The following is a 17,991-nucleotide window of genomic DNA, read 5'->3' on the forward strand; positions in this document are numbered from 1 at the left end:
CGCAGTGGCGGGTTCTGGGTTGCCCAATGGGCGAATTAGTTTGTGTCGGCTCGGTATTGAAAAGAGACCGGTACAGTGAAGGTCGTGTCGTCTGGAATTCCGGGACCGGGGTCGACTGGTGTCAGGGTGACGACGGTCAGCGCGCCTTTCGTGTTTCGCTCATACAGCGGGAACAAGTCGGCGATCTGATCAGCCAGTGCACCGGCTGCGCCGCGATACTTGCCCGATGGCGTCACGATGCTGACCTGAAACACGCCGGTGTACCGTTTGTGGTCGCCACCGAGCGTGTTGCTCGCTGTGTCAGCCGGCAGTGTGAAAGCCTTCAGGTAAGTGGCGCCGTCAACTGGCGTGTAGGCCTCGTTCTCGACGACGACTTTCAGCGGTACCGGCAATGCTTTCGCCCAGTTGATCAGCTTGGCCTCGTAGATTGAGGCAATGATGTTGTGGCTCATACCTGGTTGTTCCTGATGGCCTCCTGCACGATCTGCTGGAAGCGGGCCACGGTGATGCGGACCATGCCGCCGGGTGCCTGGGTCGAATGCCCGAACTCGAGCGGGATAGCGTATGGCAGGTTGTTGATGAGATATGCAGTCTGTCCGGCGGTGAAATCACTGACGGCCGAAACCAATGCGGCGATCGTCTCTTGTCCACTCGGATCAACCTCGCCAAACGTGACGTTTTCGACGACATCAATTGAAAGATGCCAGTTGGCTCGGAACCGGCCACCGACGTAGCCTTCGGGGGCAACGATATCCATGCCGTCGTTCAGCTTGCGCCCGGGCTTCAGTCGCCCCGCCCTTGTCAGGTTGGCTGGATCGCTACGCAGGTCGCTGTTGTGATCGTCCACGGCCTTGTTGTACTGGCGAGCTACGGTGTTCTGCGCCCATATCTCGGGATTCCCCACCGGCGACATGCGGATAACGCTGCTGCCCACCTCAATGATGATCTCTCGCAGACTGGCGTCGATGGCTTCCGTGGCCTGGGCGGCGAACTCGGCGAGGCTCAGGGCGAAGCTGCCGGACTGGTCGGCACCGGCGCGACTCATGACCGCACCTGCAGTTCGTACAGGATCGGCGTGCCGGCGGGGTTGATCTCTTTCAAAGGTGGAACGATTGACCAGGTGCGACCTTGGACAATGACCTTGTTCAGCAGGTCAGGCACCCACGCCAGACCATGCGCGGCGATCTTGAGCTTCTTGTCACCCTGCTTGATAAGGCTGTTGTTCTGGAATTCTTGGCCGGTGAAATCGAGCAGGATGCCTTGGGCGGTCTGCTCGGCGCCGGTGTCAGGCGGTGCGGTACCGGTTTCCGGGTCATACTCGCCGACGGTGGTCGCGCGAATTATCACGGGCTGGCCGAACTCTGTGATCATCTCCAGAGCCATCACGGCCATTTCGTCGTAGAAGGCCATGGTGGCTCCATTATATTTTTACAAGCGCGCTTGCTTTAAGAGGAGAGATTCGCGCCCTAGTGCAAACATATAAAACTGAACTGTCAGGGTGCGATTTACCTCACCAGTTTCAGTATTTTGATAGCCAAAAGCGATGAATTGCGTGTCAGGGACCTTGAACCAAGCTTCAAAGTCATCAAGGTGATCCTCAATGATCTGACCATGAATGCCGACTTCGTTAATTCCAAAATTGGTATGAGGCATGGTGAGGACGCTAACCAGTAACTCTACCGCTTGAGCATGTTTCAACATAATTGAACCCCAGTTTAAATAGCTAAATGCCATTGTCTGAGGTTACGTTGGGTTCCTTCATCCAAACATCAAGCCCGCACGGCAAACAAACCTCGTTTTTGCAGATAGTCAGCGAACTGCGTGGCACTCGGCCGGTCCGGCGCCGCCGGTAACAGACGGCCACTGGTGTTGGAAATCGTCGCGTACTCGCGAGTTACCGCGCCTTCGACTCGCTCGAGTATCACCGCACCCTTGCGCTTGTCGATCGGGTCGATGTCATCGGTGTGGATCTCGGCGGCCAGGGCCATCTGGCCGTACTGGATGCGAGCCGGTAGGTAGTTGTCGGGCTTGATCTGGCAATCCAGTTCAACCCCGCGGCGCGGCCAGGCCAGAGCTTGATCGCTATCCATCTTGCGGCCCTTCCAGGTCATGCCGTCCATCACCAAGGCGGCCCGGCGAAGCAACGCTTCCTGCGAAATCTCGTCCGCAGGAATGGTCGCACCAAACTTCTCGGCATACATGGTCAAGTCCTCGGCGGTTGCGTAGCTTTCGGCGTTTGGCTTGCCGCTGCCATCCTCGATGATGAGTGTCATGGATCAGCTCGCTGGAATGAGTTTCAGAATTTCGACTTTAGGGGCCTTCGGATCGAACTCGATGCCCTGAGCGGTCAACCAATCTCGCAGGTCCGTTACACCCATTTTGGCTGGGTCAGTTTCGGTAGAGCCGTCGGACTCGGCGACATCCACTTCTACCCTGGCAGCCTTATAGGCCTCAACCACGATCGGCCAATCACCCACAACGGTGACTTTGGTCACACCCGCTTCCGGGCGCTCAAAATATTCAGGATTGCGATAGCGCTTGTCCGGATCAAAATCCGTCTTCTGCGAAGAGTAAGTCAGTTCCATGGAGTTCTCCAAAGTGGCCCGCGCTGAGCCACTTGATGCGAGCACGAATTAAGGCGCGGACAGATCGATCAGAACGCCAGCGGTAACCTTGTCGCTGGTCGCGTACTTGGTCCAGTTGGCACCGGCACCGATTGCAGCCAGGTTCGGGTTCACACCGCCTACAGAGTCCTTCCAGCTGTAACCCAGCAGGTCCAGATTGAAAGTGCCCTCGGCGCGGAAGCCCATCGCCAAGTTTTCCTGAGTGTTGATCGGGTACGAACGGAAGCCTGGGGCTTGGGACTCGGTGATTTTGATCGCGCCCGCCTGCAGGCCGAAGATGGTTTCCGCGGGGATGGTGTCCGATACCAGGACCGGCTTACCCATGGTGCCCGGCTGGCCGCCGTAGATAACCACGCCGGCTTCTTCGTAGACCTTCTCGGTGATGGCCTGATCGACCATGTCGAAGTAAGTGGCCGAATCCATGGTCCACAGCGCGATGCGGCCAAAGCGGTCACCGAACTTGCGCATTCCCTTGGTCAGTGCCTTCTTGCCGTCGGTAGCAAAGCTGGCGGTTGCGACCATATTTGCGTTCGCGCCGATGGCAGCCTTCAATGCCGCCATCGCGTACTGGATGTAGCCTTCCAGCACCGCGTCGGCGTAGTCCTGGCCGACCAGCTCAGAGAACTCTTCAGGCGAGCGTGCGCGGCGCTTGAACGCCTCTTCGGTGGTTTCGTAAGGGCCGTATTTAAACGGCACCTTCACGCCGACCATTTCGCCGGAGCCAATCTTCTGGCCAGCGACAGCAGCAGTGGAATTGACGTCACGGTGAGCGATGGCGCCGCCGAGCTTGTAGAAGGCACGCTTGCGCAGATCGCCCTCGATCAGTTCATTGTCCAGAATCAGCGCGCCGTTGGACGATGCGTTGAAAACGTCGATCACATCCTGGATACGCTCCAGGTAGGCGGTTTGGGCAAGATCGTTGTAAACGATCATGTCCGAGTTAACGGTAGTCGGCATGGGTTACTCCATTATTTTGGCAATTTCAGGTACGCGTTTTGGCCATGAGCAGTGATGTACTCACGCTTGGCCACAGGCGTCATTTCAGATCGTTTCAAAGCGGCCCCACCGCCATGACCAGCACCCCCGGCCCCGCCGCCAGATGCCTTGCTACCCGCGATCAGCGGTGCAAACGCGGTGTTGTTTGCGAACTCCGCTTTCAGCTCGTCCAGCGATGCCGCTGAGAGCTTGCCCTGCTTGTCGAGCACGACAACCACAGGCTTCCCGTCGCGCTGTTCGACACTCAGGCGACGCTCGATGTGAGGCAACAGGGCTTCTGCGCTGCCTGGGATTGCCAGGGCAGACGCGATATCAGTAGCGGTACGGCCGACAGTCAGATCCCGGATCTGGGTGCTCAGCGTTCCACGCTCCTGTTCCAGCATGCCGTTCAGCTCAGCTTCGCGGCGTGTGTACTTTTCAGACCAGGACTTTTCCAGCTCTTCGACGTTGCCTGATTTGCGTAGCGCTTCTTCGCGATCAAGGCGGGCCTGATCTTCAGCAGCCTTGCGCTTCTCGGCTTCGGCCTTCTTCTCGTCCAGTAACTCTTGAACCTTGGATTTCAAACCCGAAACGTCTTCGGGTTGTGGCAGACCTTCAATGCCGAGTACGAACTTGCCGTCCTTCTCGGTGTAAAGAGCGCGCACGGCTTCATCTACCCCTTCCAGGGTATCCAGTTGGAATTTCAGCATTGGTTGTCTCCCAGAGACGTAGGTGCAGGCCCTGCCTGCAATTGGAAATTAATAGATCAATCGACGATAATCTGTGGCTTTTACATGGAGCGTCTTAAGCAATGGCAAATGCAAATAACGGATTGCAAGTAGCTCTGTATCCTGCGGCTTTTACACTGCTGGGAGCACTTATTACCGCCGGGATTGGATGGGCATCTGCTGCGCAGACAGCAGCCATTAACTATCGACAGTCCTGCGTAACTCGAATAGATGCAAAAGAGTCACTCATCAGGCAGAAAGCAGAGGCGTTTCTCTCCGCTCAAGGTGGTCTCGTATCGCTCGCGGCGCATAAAACTCACCCCTTCGCGGATGTCGAAAGACTCGTTGATGAAACTACTAGAGCTGGGTACGTATTAAGTTCGTACCTTGATGGCAAGCTAGCAGCCACAACTCAACTCTTGGTTCTCAACATTGGAACTAGGCTTGACTCAAAAAACGAAACATCAACTCAGAAGGACGATGAATATCACCTTCAGCTTAAATCAAGCTGGAGTGAGCAATATCGCAGCTTCCTTAAGGCGCTCGAAGACGAACGGAAGGGTTGCTAGTTATAGCCCGGCCTTCTCAAATGCCAACGGCTCAAGAGATTTCATTTCCGCGAGGGTTAGCGGTGAAAAGTTGCGATCAAGCTGCAGATCGGAAAATCGTTCGATGCTCAGGCCGCCTTTGCGAAAAAGCTTGGCGCGAACCGGCCCAATAGCCTTGTCCTGAAACGCCGCCGGCTGTTGCTTGAGCCAGTCGTAGTAGCTGAGGTCTGCCCTCACCTGCTGGGCGCCGCCGTCACCGATGGATGCCCGCGTGGCGTCCTTGGCGAACAGCGCACTGAAGCGAGTCACAGCCACCACCGTCGAGCGACAGTGAATGTGGATCGGCGGCCTCGGTCCCTCGGTCAGCTTGAAGCGCTGCTTATCAAGCGATCGGCATTGGCTGGTCGTCTTCGAATCCAGCGTGCTGACCCATTCCACCGCCTGCACCACATCGGAGTTCTCTTTCAGCGTCTCCATGCGCGCTTGGGTGGCAACGTGTTGCACCGCTGTCCGAACCACGGCGCCGGCGTTCCGGTTGGTCGTGGCCAAGATGCCGTCGCTGTACTTGAGCGCCTTGGTCCCGCGGATGTTCTTGATGATCTGGAAGTTCGTCTGGCCTTCGAAGAAGCCCTGCCGGATCGCGCCTGTGAGGCGTTGCCGCTCGGTGGCGGTGAAGCCATCAATGAACGACTTGAGCAGCTTGCCGCCATCCGCGCCGCGCACGCTGAGCGGGTTAGTGAGGATTGCCGCCCTGATTGCGGTAGCACCTGGCACCGCGGCATCGAATGAAACTCCTGCCGGTGCCGCCCGGGTCAGGCTGGTCGCCTCAAACTCGGCCTCATAGTTCGCAATGTCGATCAGGTCGAGGTTCAGCTTCTCGCTGTACCGGTCGAAGATGCCCAACAGCAGGCTATCGACCTCGCTCAGCAGCCGCTCCAGCCGAGCGACGGTGTAATCAGTCAGGTCGGCCCGTGTGAGACGCTCACGGATCGAGCGGTCAATCTCCTTGAGGAACGGCCCAAACTTGGCAACCTCCCCTGACTTCAGCTGTTCGAGGAAGACCGCGTGCCGGATCGTGGCATCAAGGATTGCCTGGTTTGCGGCCATTCGGGATTACCTCGTCGTCATCCAGATCTGGGCCGGGATTCTCAGTTTCCAGTTCGTCGCGGATCTGGTCGTCTGTCTTCTCGGGATCGATAACCCCACGATCGCGCAGGTACTGCCAGAAGTCGCCCGCCGGCAACTTGCCGCCCTGCACTGCGTTGAACAGTGCGGAAAGGATCGTTGCGTCCAGAGTGATCTGGCTGAAGTCCTGATTGAGCTTGTAGAGGGTTTCGCCCGTGGCGTTCACGAACTCAGCCATCCAGACCAAGCACTGGCTGTAAGCCTCGCTGACGTTGCTGACCACCAGCGAAAGGACGCTGTGTTCGGCGGCGCTGTCGTTGTCGGCCTGGGTTGCGGTCTTCACCGCACTGCCCCGCTCAATCAGGCGGGCGCCAAGGGACACCATGTCCTCTTTCTTGCTGTCCATGGCCTCTTTGGCCACCGTGTTGGGTTGGGCTTGCCAGACGCCACACGATCCGTTGACGGGAAGTAGCCACGGCGCACGGGAGCCGAGGAATATCCCCTGCTTCTCCATGTGGTCACGCCACTGCTCATCAAGACCCGCCATCCACGGTTGAGGTTGGCCAACCAGGTAGGCTGCCTCTTCGTAGTCCGCACTGTTGCGGTAATGACCGATGTTGACCTCGGCCATGTCGTACAACGGCGAGTCATCGATGCTGGTGTCGTTGTTCTCGCTGCCAAGGAACTGGAACGGGATCACCTTCCACTGCTGGCCTGTGCCATTCAGTGGAGAGAATGGCGCGGTGACCATTTTGGTTTCGCTGCTGCCCTCTTCCCAGACTTCCTGCGTGTAAACGCCGGCCATATCCAGACGCAGTACCCGAAATTGCACAACCTGCTCACTGCCGAAACCGTCATCGGTATCTACGTCGACCGTTTCGCGCAACACCACCAGACTCAGCAGATGCTGACCGCCAACTTTGCGGGTCTTCCAGTTGATGATCGATTCCGCCGGGTAGCTGGCAGCGCTAGCCCGAGCCCGACCGGCTTGTTCATCTGCCTTGCTCACGGTGCCAGCCTTGACGGCGGCGTAATCCACCAGCAGCCCATGACGGCCGACTTCAAGCAAATGCCCAATGACCGACTGCGACTGCTGGTAGACGCTCACACCCTGCCCGTCGATGTCCTTTGACACATAGTCGAGGGCACCGGGAACCGTCAGCGTTGGCCAGGTGCGAAACACAGCACCTACCAGGCTGTGTTTCGTCCGGCCGGTGGCGTTGTAGAACACGGCGCGCTTCTTGTACGCGTCGTAACGAGCCTTGTTGTCGCGGCTTTCGTCCGATGCGTTCGGCCGAGGCAGGTATCGATCGCCAGCAGCCTTGATGGTTTCCGAGCCCTTGCAGACGTCACGCACCAAGCGCCAGCGGTATTGCGCCGCTTTGTACTCAGGGCGGGTAAAAGTGACGTCCGTCATCGGGCGACTCCCATTTTCATTGAGGTGACCGGTTTAACGATCGGGTACTCGCGGTGGATGAAGTAACCGCCGCCGTCGTTGGCGTGGTCATTGCCCTGGCTCTTGTCCGGCTCGCCGTTGGGTGCCCAGACTTGCTGCTCAAGGCCGTCGGCGTAAGTTGGGCAGGTGAACGGGTTGACCAGGTAACGCCGCTCGCGCTGCGCATTGCAGAACATGGCGTTCATGGCGTTGATCCGGTCCTTCACAGGCGGGTTGGCCGCTGGCGCGATGACCGCGAAGCCTGCCTGCTTGAGCATGGCGATATCGGTGACGCTGGCATTGACCGACTTACGCGAGTCACCTGAGGCGTCCGGGTAGATCCTGATTTCGCAGGTCTTCTCGAAGTCGTTGCCGTTGTGACGCCAGTAGCGCTCCTTGATCCGGCGAATCATGTCCGGCGTGTCGTAGCCATCCATCAACTCATCGACTGCACGGGGCAAACCTTGGTCGCGCTTGACGTGAGTGATCGCTGCCATCTTCCCGACGTTGAAGTCCATGCCGATGAACAGCGGCTCACCGGTCTGCACGGTGTCGAAGCACTGGTTCAGCTTGCGGTCGTAGGCGTGGTAGATTGATCCAGACGTCAGGTTGACGAACTGGCCATTCAGGTACGCGCGAATCAGCTGCTCGGGGTACGACTCCATCAGCGAAGGGATGTAGTCGTCGGGCAGGTTCAACTCGTTGTCGAACGTGCTGGCCTGCACCAGGCCGTACATCTCATTCAGCTTCGGCTTGTCGCGGAGCTGCTTCACGAATTGCAGAAAGACGAACTTGAAGCCTTCTGGCGTCGTGGTTACGTCGACGCCGTTCTTCAACCCCGGCAGGTTGTAACGCATCCGGGCAATGATCTTGCGCCAGGCCTGCTGAGCCTTGATCGACGTCAACACGTCGAGCTCATCCACCAGTGCATGGCCAATCTTGAAGCCGACAATCGTCTGCGGTTTCTCCATCGACCGACAAATCACAGTGCCGCGATACTGCCGGCAGCTGTAAATGTGAACCTCATGGTTCGCCTGGTTGATCTTGGTCTTCAGCCCCCAGTCGTAGGCCACCTCTTCCACCGTCGGATAGAAGATGTCCCGGATCTGCGGGTAAGTCGGTGCGAAGTAGCCAGCGTTGACGCCGGGCCACTCCATGAAGTGCTTGCACAGTGCCGAACATCCGACCCAGGTCTTTCCTGAGCCGAACCCTGCAACGAATGCGCGGAATTTGTGGGGTAGCGTGAGGAAGTGAGCCTGCGGAACATTAAGGCTCGGCATTCGGCTTCCTCGCATCCACTACATCGACCTGAATGCGGGTCGGGATTGCCGGCTCGTCGTCAGGCTCGTCCTTTCGATTGCGATTGACGTACATGTCGCCGGTTTCTTTCGCAGCCTGTTCCAGAATCTGCATGGCCAGACCGATGTTCTTCATCGTCTCGGCCCTCTCCACGAAGCGGTTCATAGCGCGGAGCCGGAACGCTCGGTTGGCGATCGGGATCTCCGCCGTCTCTTCGCGGAAGCGCTTGCGCGTATCATGAAACAGCGTCACCCACTTCTTCGCCAGATCTCTCCCGGCACGCTTGGTCGGGTCTTGCGCCTCACACTGCTGGCGAGTGACCTCGATGCCGAATTCTTCTCGGACAGAAGCTGCAACCTGCGAAGGAGTGTCGAAGCACGCCAAGGCCTGAACCATGAAGCCTTTCACCTCATTGTTCAGGGCTGCCATAGGGTAAATTCCGTCTTAGGTCTGTCAGGGGTCAGGCCGATCTGAGCAGACAGGTTCCGCAGGCCCTCGATATGTTCAATTTCCCCACCTCGGCAGGACTGTTTGCAGCATCCACCAACGCTTGAACGTCAGGGCTTGCACCGTAGCGGCGGACCACACCGACGAACTCCTCGACGTCGTGGCCCTGAAGCTTGATCTTCGGTGCGCCTTCTTGGGTGAATGCTGGTTGACCGTACTTGTCGGTCGCGTGAGCCAGGTGATACAGCTCGTGCTCGATCAGTGCGCAGAACTCAAGGTCACTGCACTGGGCGCAGTAATCGGCAGCCAGGGTGATGATGAAGGCCGGCACATCGCCGAACCAATCACGCATCTGTTGTTCCATTCTGGCTTTCTGCCAGCCCCCTGCGCGGAACGCTACCTGCTCGGCCTGGCCGAGGACTGTGCGACCTTGCTTCTCGAAGTGTGAAGACGCCCACATGATCCGGATGTCAGCATCCAATAGATGGGCATGGTCTTCATTGTGGATGCTGCCGGTATCGGTAAGGATTTCAGCCTGGAGCCATTCCCACACCTCAGGCGCCGGAGTCAGGCGGATTCCGAAGTCGGACAGCTCAAGAAGTGACGATGGAGGACATGGCCTGTTCATGTCGCCTCCCAGTCGGGTTGCTTAGTGGTCATTTTCTGCGACCTTGAAATGATATCTAATGGCCTTCATACGGAAAGAAAATCACGAATGAAACCATGGAGAACAGATGAAAAATCCAACTAAGACAAAGCTCAACAGCCTAAGGAAGGGAGCAGCCGAGTTTCTAAAAAGCCCAAAAACGCTTGAGGACAAAGAGAAACTGCGTTGTACGGCTCATCAATACCTCACTAACGGCCCGACAGATGCCATCAACAAACGGTCGGTCAACATGATCAACAAACGGTTGAGTCCCGAACTGGGCCTCGCTGTAAGCATAACCAGTGGTCAGCCTGATGAGGATGATGCCCATCGTGGCGATCACATCGGAGCCACCGTAACGATTGGCGACCACTCCTTTGAAATCAATTCGTACAATTTCATCCAATAGGCAGACGTAAATGCCGCACTCACCTGCGGCACATCTCCTCACCCAATCTGCCCAAATCCCAACCCAGGCCCATTTACCAGATATGCAATCTCAAACAGCATCCCAATCGAACAATCCAACGTGGCTTACCGTAGGGTTATGTTCACTGCTGCTATCAGTGCTGACATCTGCAGTTACCTTCGCTGCGAATTTCGGCGAACAAAAAAGCGATCTCTCTGCGCTCAAGGCTAAAAACGAAGAGCTCAACAAAGGACAGGATCTGCTCGTAAAACAGTTGGAAGAATGGCGCAACGCCTATAAAGCCCAACAGACGATACTGCAAGCCAAACAGGAGAGACTCGCCGTCCTCGAAAATGACCGGTGCAATCCACTTTTGGATCAAGTCTCCGATCTGAAAGACTCGATCAATCGCCCTGCTCGGTATGGCTATACAGAACAGACCGTTGCCAATTTGCAAGAGGTTCTGAAGGGGTACCAAGAATCTCTCCAGGCATGTTACAGCGCGCGTAGCTAAGGCTGGAGGCGGGGCTCAACAGCAATGCAGGCCGCGTCCTCGCTTGTCGCGACACAATTTGCTGATTCGCGAAACGTGTCGCGGATTAGATCTCGTCAGCCTTTCTTTCAGCCCAGCGCTTACCGAGCTGACGAGCCTGCTCAACACCGAGCACACCAATGAAGCCAGCGGTTGCGAATGACCAGGCAATGCTGAAGCCGAACTCTTTCACTGTCAGGCCGACCACCATCACGATCAGCGCACCGAGCGCCGCCTCGATCAATTGACGCAAAGGCTTCGTCTCTTTGCCGTCGTACTGAATGCGGAGCCACGTCAGGGCGAAGGTCAGCCCCATGGCTAACCCGTTCTCTCTCAGGGCAGTCAGGACCAACACCCAGAACGATGGGTCTTTTTCTGGCATGTGTGGCATCTCAGGTTCCTCCCCTATCAGGGAGCTATAAATGAAAAAGCCCCAGCAGATGCTGAGGCCTTGAATAGGTGCACAAACTTTTTACCAAAGGCCTTTTCTGCCCCAGTGCGATGTCTGGTCGACGTGGAAGCATGATTTTTTCTGAGTGCAGTAGCGGTATGGAGTACCAAATAGCCACTATCTGTGATAACAGTCTTTTTCGGCACAAACCGTCACTATGACAACACTTGGAAAGGAGTCTTTATGAAAGTCGATGCCTACATGAGCAATCCACGTAAAAAATTGCTACTCGTATTGCCTGGGAAGGACATCTCGGAACTCCCGGCAGAAGTTCAAAAATTTGCTCAAGACCTAAAGTTGCATGACCAGTGGGATTTAGTGCCAACCGCCCCACGAGTTGGTTTGAATATCGCTGAGGCGATCGAATCCGTAAACGCGAAGGGCTACTACGCATCTACCGCTGAGGTACGAGTGGAAATGGTTGAGTAAGTCAAACCCATAAAAAACCCGGCGTAATAGCCGGGTTTTTGGATCGATGTGCGTTTCGCGTTACTTGTGCACTATGGGAAAAGTACGCAGAAACCCCCGTCATGTCAATATGTTTATGCCGCTTCTTCGTCTTTTTCAGCGTGTATCACCTGCCAAACTGGCTGTTGTGCCTGAATATCCACTTCCGCAATCACTTCTTTCAGGGATTCCCACAGGTCCTGCCAGTCACGCGTCCAGTTCTTCGGATCAATCGTCACTCCGAAGAAGGTTTTCATCTCAGCGGCGACCCGGGCCGGCCCCCATTCTGCCGCCCCGACTACCTCCCCCTTGTACGACTGCAACGCCAGAGTCACCAAGTACTGAGCCTTCACGCGCTTTGCCGAAGTAAGGTCTGGCAACTCAGCCTTGGCGGTGATCAGCAGCACAGCGTTCATGACATGGCGCATGGTCATCGCCGGGTGGTAGAGGTAATGCCCGAACTGCTGCACCTGGAACGGTAACGTGTCGATGGCGCGCAAGACCTTGCCGATAGCGGCCAGGTGCGCGGCGCGGGCGGTGGACCGACCAATCGGCGTGCGGCGCGTCTCGCTGATGCTGATCTTTTGCCGAACGATCTGGATGCGTTCCTCCTTGTCATCACCCAAGGCAGCAAACACGGCCTCATGGCGGCGCATGCGGTTACCGGCCTTTACTGGTGCCGACTCCGCCTTATCGATTGCCACCGCGCTGATCGATGCATTCGATTCGTGCTGCGACTCAGTCCATACCTGTCTTGCGTTGATCAGCTTCATGCTGCTTCCCTCTTCAATTCTTTTGTCTTCGCCAGATAATCGGCTTTGATGTTTTTCAGGTCTTCAATGGTGTACCGCTTCGGGTCATGCGGCCCCTCCAGCCAATCCACCTTGTCGGCGCCGATGCGCTTCACCAGCTCGATGCGGTAATTCACGATGTCGCCGGATTTGTGCGTATTGCACGGAGAACATTGCCGGTGACAGTTCAGCGGTTCGAAGCGCAGCGCCGGATTACTCCCCACTGTCCGGTAGTGCCCCGCGTCGTACTTGCCCTGGTGGTGTCGGCCGCAACTGATGCACGGCAGAGCCGCGTCACGCTCGCGGATCCACGCGTTGAAAGCGGTCTGTGCCTCTTTCATGTACTGCCCCTTCGGCTTGATCCGCTCCTTGGCCGCTCGGATCTCCTTGCGGCCGAGATCGGCGATCGCCTTGCGAGCCTTCTCTGCATTCACGTCCTTGATCGCCAGGCCGCAGGACCAACCACAGACCTTCTGCCCAAGCTGGTAAGGCACGAACTCGGCGCCACACGCCGCATTCCCACACGTTTTCTTTCGTCGATCCTTGATGGTGGTCCTCATGCGTAACTCCCCAACTGATCAGCGGCGGACAGCGCATCAGCTTCATTCTCAAAGTGTGCGGACAGCACCAATCGCCAGCAGGCGTTGAAGACATCGCGGTAAAGTGGCTCGAAAGCGGTGTCGTCCATGTTTGCCCAACTGATCGACTTTGCCTCTTTACGGATCCCCTCGGGCGTGTGCACCAGATGGAAATGCCCGGCTTCGATCGTCACCCACTCACGGAAGGCTTCACGGCTCTTGTCGACTGCTGGGAAACGCTCAGCGCGCGCCGACTCAAGGCCAGTGATGTAAGCCGCAACCGCGTGCGAGAGCTGCCCCGGTTTTCCGCTTTGCGCCTCGAAGAATTTGGCCAGCCCTTGAATACCACGCATCTCCTGTCGCGGGATCAACCCGCCGACTGGCTCCCAGTATTCCCACGCCAGATCGAGCATCGAGAAGAACTTGCCGTGAAACTTGCCGTTGCGCATGCGGGTGAACTTGCCGTGAATGATCTGGCCAGCCTTCCACTTCTGGACGGTTTCACGGTCAGCTTCGGTGGCCGGTACCAGGCCTTGGGCGGTGCGGATCAATGCGAGCTCAGCCACGGGATGCCTCCTTGCCTTGCGCGACAGCGATGACCGCTCGGAACTTGCGCTTGCGCAGATATGTGTCGACCCGATCTGCCTGGGCCTTCTTGAGCTGCTCGCGCTTCTGCCGGGCCTTCGCCGCATCGACGATCTGGCGCACTTCAGCGAGCTTCTCACGCAGATGCGGAGACGGCTCCGCGGTAGAACCGGTTATTAGTCCAGCGATGGCTTGACCATCGATGGTGATGGGCGCAATGCGCAGATCAGTCAGGTACTGGGTACCCGCCTGCTGGGTGATCAGCTGCATACGGACTGCTGACTCGATCGCTGTGACCCGGCGTGCCGGATCGAGCCCGAGGGAAACGTTCCAAGTGGTCGATTTGGCTTCAGCCCGGGCAGCAGATACCAGACGCTCGTAGGCACTGTTGAAAGCCATTCGGGCACCGACCACATCCCGCCGACTCAAGATCGGTTGCGCAGCGACCATCGCCTGGCGTATCTCGGCGGTCATCACGACTGTTTCAGATTCGTCGCCTGCGGTCAGCGCGATAGACCACGCCTCATCTTTGCCCGGGCGGCCATCGGCGGCCTGTACCCGCAGCAATACCGCCGCCAGGGTCAGCTTGCCGGTCAATTCGCGGCGGCACGATTGAAGCGCCTTACGGATGTCGGTCGGCGGGAACACGGCAAGATCCTCAGCCATCAACTCCGCAGCCGTAGCGCTGATGGTCTGGCCCAGGGTTTCGGCGGTGGCGCAGATTGCGCCGGCGAGCTGTGCGCGTTCGTCAAAGGAAAGCATTGCGCGGCCCTCCCTCGCGGATGTTCCGGGCAGCTTCCTGCGCAGCGTTGATGTTGGCTTGGGTGTCTTCCTGCTGGCGCGCGGTGCGACCGTTGATTTGGGTCTGGGTGACCCATTGGGTGTGATAGCTCTCAGCATTGGCCAGCAGTTCGCTGACGCTGTGGCATTTGCGGATCAGCTGGGCATCATTGATCCCGAGGTAGTACGCGGCGACGCTATGAGCGACGTCGATACCGAGGCGGCCGATCAGCAAACCGACCTGCCCTCCCACCTTGGCATTCCAGACCGGCCAGGCCTTGTACCGCTTGCGGTAGGACATGGCGTAGTTCGCCCAGGTCTTGAATGTCTTGCAGGTCTGGTCTTTGGGGCCCGGCATGTCAGCGGGAATTTCAACCCGTGGAGCTTCGATGCGGTCAACCACCAAGACCAATCCGCCGGACCGGTTCGGCTTGCCCGAGCCGTCCTGCAAATCCTGATTACTGGTTACCTGATTGGTACCCTGATTATTGGTACCCTGATTTGTCGGAGATTTTTCCGACCCTGCCCCGGATTTTTTTCCGATCTTGCTCGGAGATTTATCCGAGGTAGGCCGGATTTTTTTCCGACCATCGAGAGCATCTGAGGTCGGATATTTTTCCGACCCATCCAGTTTACGGTTCCACTCTTTGGCCTTCTCGGTCAGGCGAATCAACGTGATGCTCGAAGTGCTGGAAAGCTCGATCAAGCCGGCATCACGCAAGGCTTTCAGCAGGCGGTAAGCGGTGTCGGGCTTATCAGTGAGCAACGGCAGTTCGTCAACGATCTTGGCCTTACTCAATGCGAAGTAGATCCCGGTATCCGTCTTGATTGGATTGGCCCAGCTCGGGCACTCGTAGACGAAAGCGAACAGTAGGGCTTGCTGAGAATTCAGCCCCCACTCCAACGCCTTCGCCTGATTGATCGTGACGGTGTATTGCATGTCAGGCCTTCCCGACCAATTTAGCCAACTCAAGGAAGCGATCCACATACCAGTGCGGTTGCGTTTCACGGGGAGATTGCGGGCTGGTGAGGTTCTTGCCATAAGCCAGACCCTTTTCGGTCACCGACCAGAAGCCGACGTATTCCTGCTTGGAGTTCTTGCGCTTCATCTCCTTGAGGAAGCCGTGTGCCTCCAGCAGCTTGTTGAAGGCTGGTGCTGATGTACGCAGGGCGAAATCTTTGATCAGCCCGGTGACGGCTTTGGTCGGCATGGAACTACCGGTGGCGTCTGGTGCGGCGTCGATGGCGTATCCGGGCAGAAAGCTCGACTCCAGGCCATTGTTCGCGGCGATCTTGGCCAGCATCATCATTTGGCTGGACGGCGCTGGCTTCAGCAGGCGCGTGAAGCACTCCATGATGGCGATCTCGCCAACGACCTTGGTGCCATTAAGCAGGACCTGATTGCGGGCGCCCTGCTGGTGTTCGAGCTCACGCCAGCGGCGAATCACCTTCATGCGCATCGGCGCGCTGTAGCCGGTGAGGAGGCAGTCGGTGTGCTCGCGATCAAGCAGGTACTGCACCTGCTCCCGGTTGCGACCATCCAAGTAGATGTCCTCAAAACTGAGTACATCTACTTTCAGGTCTTTAAGCATTGCCACAATGTCGCGCTTCACGTTGTCGTGGCGCTTCCCAGTGACATTTGCGATCTCGCGGGAAGACATCGTGGTCCGCGACACGTTTTCAGAATTAACAAAACGTGTCGCGACATGTGGAGGGGTATTGCTTGAATTAAGTTGGCTCTGCATAATTGACCTCATCAAGTGGTAATGAATTAGCCGGGGCGCAATCCCGGCTTTTTTGTGCCCGTGTTTCGGGGGCTGCTGTTTACTAATGCGAACCCGAAGCCCCCGATCCGTGGGGTACAGATAGAAAATTCCGCGCATGCGCGGAAATCAGGCAATGGATTTCAAATTCGGGCGATGCCTCACAAGCAAGGCTTCAGCCTTCCGGCCCAACTCTCCTGCCCGCGCCTCAACCTGACGGCACTGCTTGGCGAAAGCCGGCAAATGCGGCAGGTCCTCTTCGCACATCACCTGGTCGTCAAACACTTCGCTGCCGGTGTCGATCACATCGCCCAAGGCGCGGATCAATGCGCCGAAGCTTTTGTTTGCGCACTGCTCACTCGGCATCTGACGGGCGCCAATCAAGCCGTGGCGGCTGGCCAGTTCGTTGATGCAGTGGTCGCGGAACTCAGGCTCCAGAGCATTCACCCACGACTCTTCCAGCCAAGACGGCATCTCTTGTTCGCCAGAAAGCCAGCGCTGAACGCGTTTGAGCCAGCGACCAGTTGCCTTAACGAACTCGCCCACGTTGTTCAGGCGCGCCAGTTCTTCGAAATCAGGAACCTTTGCCATCTCTACCTTCGCAGCAGGCACGATCAGGTAAATTTCCCGGCTCAGCGCTTGGGCGAAGTCGTCCTGGCTCAAGCTGGTTCGGGCAATCTGGTTTGCCGCGTGCGCGACAAGCACCTGGTCACGGGTTTGGGCGCTGTGTCTTGAACTGGACGTTTCCATACGGGCTGCTCTCTTCTAATCTGGTTTCAATGGATCGGCGGACTGGGATGTCTCTTAGGCGGCCATCTCGGCCCAGGGAAAAGACGGACAAAGGAATTCTTTTTTGAAAGCGCCTTCGGTCAACGCCTCCGCTCGCTTGGCAACAACTGGAGACATGCCGTGCTTTTCCCGAACCCAGCCGGAAACGGTGCTTTGATCAACCTTGAGCTTTTCAGCGGTGACCTCTTGGGTGCCGAAGTAGGCAACGAGGTCCTTATAAATAGTGTTCATGTCGCCCCTCCATACGGGAATACCCATATAATAGGTTATGGGAATACCGATTTGCAAGGATATGGGAGCCCCCGTAATACTCCCCCAATGGAATTCAAAGATCGTTTAAAGGCCGCAAGGCGGCACGCAAAGCTCAATCAGGTAGAACTTGCCGCCCGGGCGGGCATTACCCAGACGTCTATTTCTGATCTTGAGCGCGGAAAATCCAAAGCCACTGCGCACGTAGTGAAAATTGCTGACGCCTGTGGTGTGAGTGCGAAGTGGTTGTCCGACGAAATCGGCCCCATGACATCCACAGGTTCTGGTGGCTCTGAAGACTCCAACGTCGGCGAGGCCCGCCAACCTATTGAGTCCTACCGCTATCCGGTTATCAGTTGGGTCGCCGCCGGCTCTTGGGCCGAAGCTGTTGAGCCCTACCCTGCCGGATTCTCTGATCGATACGAGTTTTCCGAATACGACTCAAAGGGTGCGGCGTTTTGGCTTGAGGTCAAAGGCGACTCAATGACCTCACCTGTCGGCCAAAGCGTTACAGAAGGCACGCTGATCCTGGTGGACACTGAGGCTGAAGCAGCCCCAGGGAAACTAGTGATCGCCAAGCTGCCGGACAGCAACGAAGCGACCTTCAAGAAGTTAGTCAATGATGGCGGAAAGCTTTTCCTGAAGCCGCTAAATCCTGCTTGGCGAATCGAGCCGTTCAATGAAGACTGTCGGATCGTTGGTGTTGTGGTTCGCGCTCTGCAGAAGTTTTAGGCGATAGTCCAACAGCAGATTTCGATCCTGGAGCACGTGTTCTGGTGGGCGATGTATT

27 protein-coding genes are annotated in these 17,991 nt (G+C 57.2%); 5 read left to right on the forward strand and 22 right to left on the reverse strand.

Translation table 11 applies throughout. The annotated features are described in order from the left end of the window. Window positions 1-35: 35 nt before the first annotated feature. The 8 genes from F6R97_RS04060 to F6R97_RS04095 form a co-directional block, all read right to left on the reverse strand. Entirely contained in the window at window positions 36-452 is a 417-nt protein-coding gene (locus F6R97_RS04060) for a phage tail terminator-like protein (RefSeq protein WP_315866063.1), read from the reverse strand. After that, window positions 449-1,045: a hypothetical protein gene (locus F6R97_RS04065; RefSeq protein ID WP_315866064.1), complete on the reverse strand. Its 597-nt coding sequence runs from the start codon at window positions 1,043-1,045 to the stop codon at window positions 449-451. Before F6R97_RS04065 ends, F6R97_RS04060 begins: the two co-directional genes overlap by 4 nt. Next, the gene (locus tag F6R97_RS04070; protein WP_315866065.1) at window positions 1,042-1,410 is read right to left on the reverse strand and encodes a hypothetical protein; all 369 of its coding nucleotides are present in this window, start codon (window positions 1,408-1,410) and stop codon (window positions 1,042-1,044) included. Before F6R97_RS04070 ends, F6R97_RS04065 begins: the two co-directional genes overlap by 4 nt. An 18-nt stretch (window positions 1,411-1,428) precedes the next feature. Next, window positions 1,429-1,701 carry a hypothetical protein gene (locus F6R97_RS04075; protein ID WP_315866066.1) on the reverse strand — a complete coding sequence of 91 codons (273 nt, stop codon included), beginning with the start codon at window positions 1,699-1,701 and terminating at the stop codon, window positions 1,429-1,431. Window positions 1,702-1,769: 68 nt separating this feature from the next. After that, window positions 1,770-2,273 carry a DnaT-like ssDNA-binding protein gene (locus F6R97_RS04080; RefSeq protein WP_315866067.1) on the reverse strand — a complete coding sequence of 168 codons (504 nt, stop codon included), beginning with the start codon at window positions 2,271-2,273 and terminating at the stop codon, window positions 1,770-1,772. Window positions 2,274-2,276: 3 nt separating this feature from the next. Further along, entirely contained in the window at window positions 2,277-2,585 is a 309-nt protein-coding gene (locus F6R97_RS04085; RefSeq protein WP_315866068.1) for a hypothetical protein, read from the reverse strand. Window positions 2,586-2,633: 48 nt separating this feature from the next. Then, window positions 2,634-3,581 (reverse strand): major capsid protein, encoded by a 948-nt coding sequence (locus F6R97_RS04090; RefSeq protein WP_315866069.1) that lies wholly within the window; start codon window positions 3,579-3,581, stop codon window positions 2,634-2,636. An 11-nt stretch (window positions 3,582-3,592) separates the two neighbouring features. Further along, window positions 3,593-4,309: a hypothetical protein gene (locus F6R97_RS04095; protein ID WP_315866070.1), complete on the reverse strand. Its 717-nt coding sequence runs from the start codon at window positions 4,307-4,309 to the stop codon at window positions 3,593-3,595. A gap of 101 nt (window positions 4,310-4,410) precedes the next feature. Here F6R97_RS04095 and F6R97_RS04100 point away from each other — a divergent pair, with 101 nt between their 5' ends. Next, window positions 4,411-4,896 (forward strand): hypothetical protein, encoded by a 486-nt coding sequence (locus tag F6R97_RS04100; protein ID WP_315866071.1) that lies wholly within the window; start codon window positions 4,411-4,413, stop codon window positions 4,894-4,896. On the opposite strand, the gene F6R97_RS04105 is transcribed toward F6R97_RS04100, so the two are convergent. The 5 genes from F6R97_RS04105 to F6R97_RS04125 are packed head-to-tail and all read right to left on the reverse strand — an operon-like array spanning window position 4,897 to window position 9,809. Further along, on the reverse strand, window positions 4,897-5,982 hold the full coding sequence (locus F6R97_RS04105) for a minor capsid protein (protein WP_315866072.1): 1,086 nt from the start codon (window positions 5,980-5,982) through the stop codon (window positions 4,897-4,899). Continuing rightward, window positions 5,957-7,417 (reverse strand): DUF4055 domain-containing protein, encoded by a 1,461-nt coding sequence (locus F6R97_RS04110; protein ID WP_315866073.1) that lies wholly within the window; start codon window positions 7,415-7,417, stop codon window positions 5,957-5,959. The genes F6R97_RS04105 and F6R97_RS04110 overlap by 26 nt, the downstream gene beginning before the upstream one ends. Further along, entirely contained in the window at window positions 7,414-8,715 is a 1,302-nt protein-coding gene (locus F6R97_RS04115; protein ID WP_315866074.1) for a terminase large subunit domain-containing protein, read from the reverse strand. Before F6R97_RS04115 ends, F6R97_RS04110 begins: the two co-directional genes overlap by 4 nt. Then, a complete protein-coding gene (locus F6R97_RS04120) occupies window positions 8,702-9,163 on the reverse strand; it encodes a DUF2280 domain-containing protein (RefSeq protein WP_315866075.1) in 462 nt (153 codons plus the stop codon). Before F6R97_RS04120 ends, F6R97_RS04115 begins: the two co-directional genes overlap by 14 nt. Window positions 9,164-9,194: 31 nt before the next feature. Beyond that, window positions 9,195-9,809 (reverse strand): putative metallopeptidase, encoded by a 615-nt coding sequence (locus F6R97_RS04125; RefSeq protein WP_315866076.1) that lies wholly within the window; start codon window positions 9,807-9,809, stop codon window positions 9,195-9,197. A 106-nt stretch (window positions 9,810-9,915) separates the two neighbouring features. Between F6R97_RS04125 and F6R97_RS04130 the strand changes: the two genes are divergently transcribed. Next, window positions 9,916-10,236 (forward strand): hypothetical protein, encoded by a 321-nt coding sequence (locus F6R97_RS04130; protein ID WP_315866077.1) that lies wholly within the window; start codon window positions 9,916-9,918, stop codon window positions 10,234-10,236. Between the two features lie 10 nt (window positions 10,237-10,246). Continuing rightward, the gene (locus F6R97_RS04135) at window positions 10,247-10,750 is read left to right on the forward strand and encodes an MbeD/MobD family mobilization/exclusion protein (RefSeq protein WP_315866078.1); all 504 of its coding nucleotides are present in this window, start codon (window positions 10,247-10,249) and stop codon (window positions 10,748-10,750) included. A gap of 85 nt (window positions 10,751-10,835) precedes the next feature. Here F6R97_RS04135 and F6R97_RS04140 read toward each other — a convergent pair whose 3' ends face one another. Further along, the gene (locus F6R97_RS04140; RefSeq protein WP_007941834.1) at window positions 10,836-11,159 is read right to left on the reverse strand and encodes a phage holin, lambda family; all 324 of its coding nucleotides are present in this window, start codon (window positions 11,157-11,159) and stop codon (window positions 10,836-10,838) included. A gap of 243 nt (window positions 11,160-11,402) precedes the next feature. Between F6R97_RS04140 and F6R97_RS04145 the strand changes: the two genes are divergently transcribed. After that, window positions 11,403-11,648, forward strand: a complete 246-nt coding sequence (locus F6R97_RS04145; RefSeq protein WP_315866079.1) for a hypothetical protein — start codon at window positions 11,403-11,405, stop codon at window positions 11,646-11,648. Between the two features lie 113 nt (window positions 11,649-11,761). Here F6R97_RS04145 and F6R97_RS04150 read toward each other — a convergent pair whose 3' ends face one another. From F6R97_RS04150 to F6R97_RS04185, 8 genes are all read right to left on the reverse strand, one after another. Then, complete coding sequence (locus F6R97_RS04150) at window positions 11,762-12,439, reverse strand: hypothetical protein (protein ID WP_315866080.1); 678 nt, start codon at window positions 12,437-12,439, stop codon at window positions 11,762-11,764. Beyond that, window positions 12,436-13,017 (reverse strand): recombination protein NinG, encoded by a 582-nt coding sequence (locus F6R97_RS04155; protein ID WP_315866081.1) that lies wholly within the window; start codon window positions 13,015-13,017, stop codon window positions 12,436-12,438. Before F6R97_RS04155 ends, F6R97_RS04150 begins: the two co-directional genes overlap by 4 nt. Then, window positions 13,014-13,601: a DUF1367 family protein gene (locus tag F6R97_RS04160; RefSeq protein ID WP_129444647.1), complete on the reverse strand. Its 588-nt coding sequence runs from the start codon at window positions 13,599-13,601 to the stop codon at window positions 13,014-13,016. Before F6R97_RS04160 ends, F6R97_RS04155 begins: the two co-directional genes overlap by 4 nt. Then, on the reverse strand, window positions 13,594-14,382 hold the full coding sequence (locus F6R97_RS04165; RefSeq protein ID WP_315866082.1) for a hypothetical protein: 789 nt from the start codon (window positions 14,380-14,382) through the stop codon (window positions 13,594-13,596). The genes F6R97_RS04160 and F6R97_RS04165 overlap by 8 nt, the downstream gene beginning before the upstream one ends. Next, window positions 14,369-15,340: a phage replication protein gene (locus F6R97_RS04170; RefSeq protein WP_315866135.1), complete on the reverse strand. Its 972-nt coding sequence runs from the start codon at window positions 15,338-15,340 to the stop codon at window positions 14,369-14,371. Before F6R97_RS04170 ends, F6R97_RS04165 begins: the two co-directional genes overlap by 14 nt. A 1-nt stretch (window position 15,341) precedes the next feature. Further along, entirely contained in the window at window positions 15,342-16,061 is a 720-nt protein-coding gene (locus F6R97_RS04175) for a Rha family transcriptional regulator (RefSeq protein ID WP_082239547.1), read from the reverse strand. Window positions 16,062-16,292: 231 nt separating this feature from the next. Beyond that, window positions 16,293-16,913: a hypothetical protein gene (locus F6R97_RS04180; protein WP_050681163.1), complete on the reverse strand. Its 621-nt coding sequence runs from the start codon at window positions 16,911-16,913 to the stop codon at window positions 16,293-16,295. Window positions 16,914-16,967: 54 nt separating this feature from the next. Continuing rightward, the gene (locus F6R97_RS04185; protein WP_050681162.1) at window positions 16,968-17,183 is read right to left on the reverse strand and encodes a YdaS family helix-turn-helix protein; all 216 of its coding nucleotides are present in this window, start codon (window positions 17,181-17,183) and stop codon (window positions 16,968-16,970) included. Window positions 17,184-17,270: 87 nt separating this feature from the next. On the opposite strand from F6R97_RS04185, the gene F6R97_RS04190 reads away from it, so the two are divergent. Further along, window positions 17,271-17,933 (forward strand): LexA family protein, encoded by a 663-nt coding sequence (locus F6R97_RS04190; protein ID WP_050681161.1) that lies wholly within the window; start codon window positions 17,271-17,273, stop codon window positions 17,931-17,933. Window positions 17,934-17,991: the final 58 nt, after the last annotated feature.

Source organism: Pseudomonas sp. JV414 (genome assembly GCF_032424305.1).
GTDB lineage: Bacteria > Pseudomonadota > Gammaproteobacteria > Pseudomonadales > Pseudomonadaceae > Aquipseudomonas > Aquipseudomonas lini.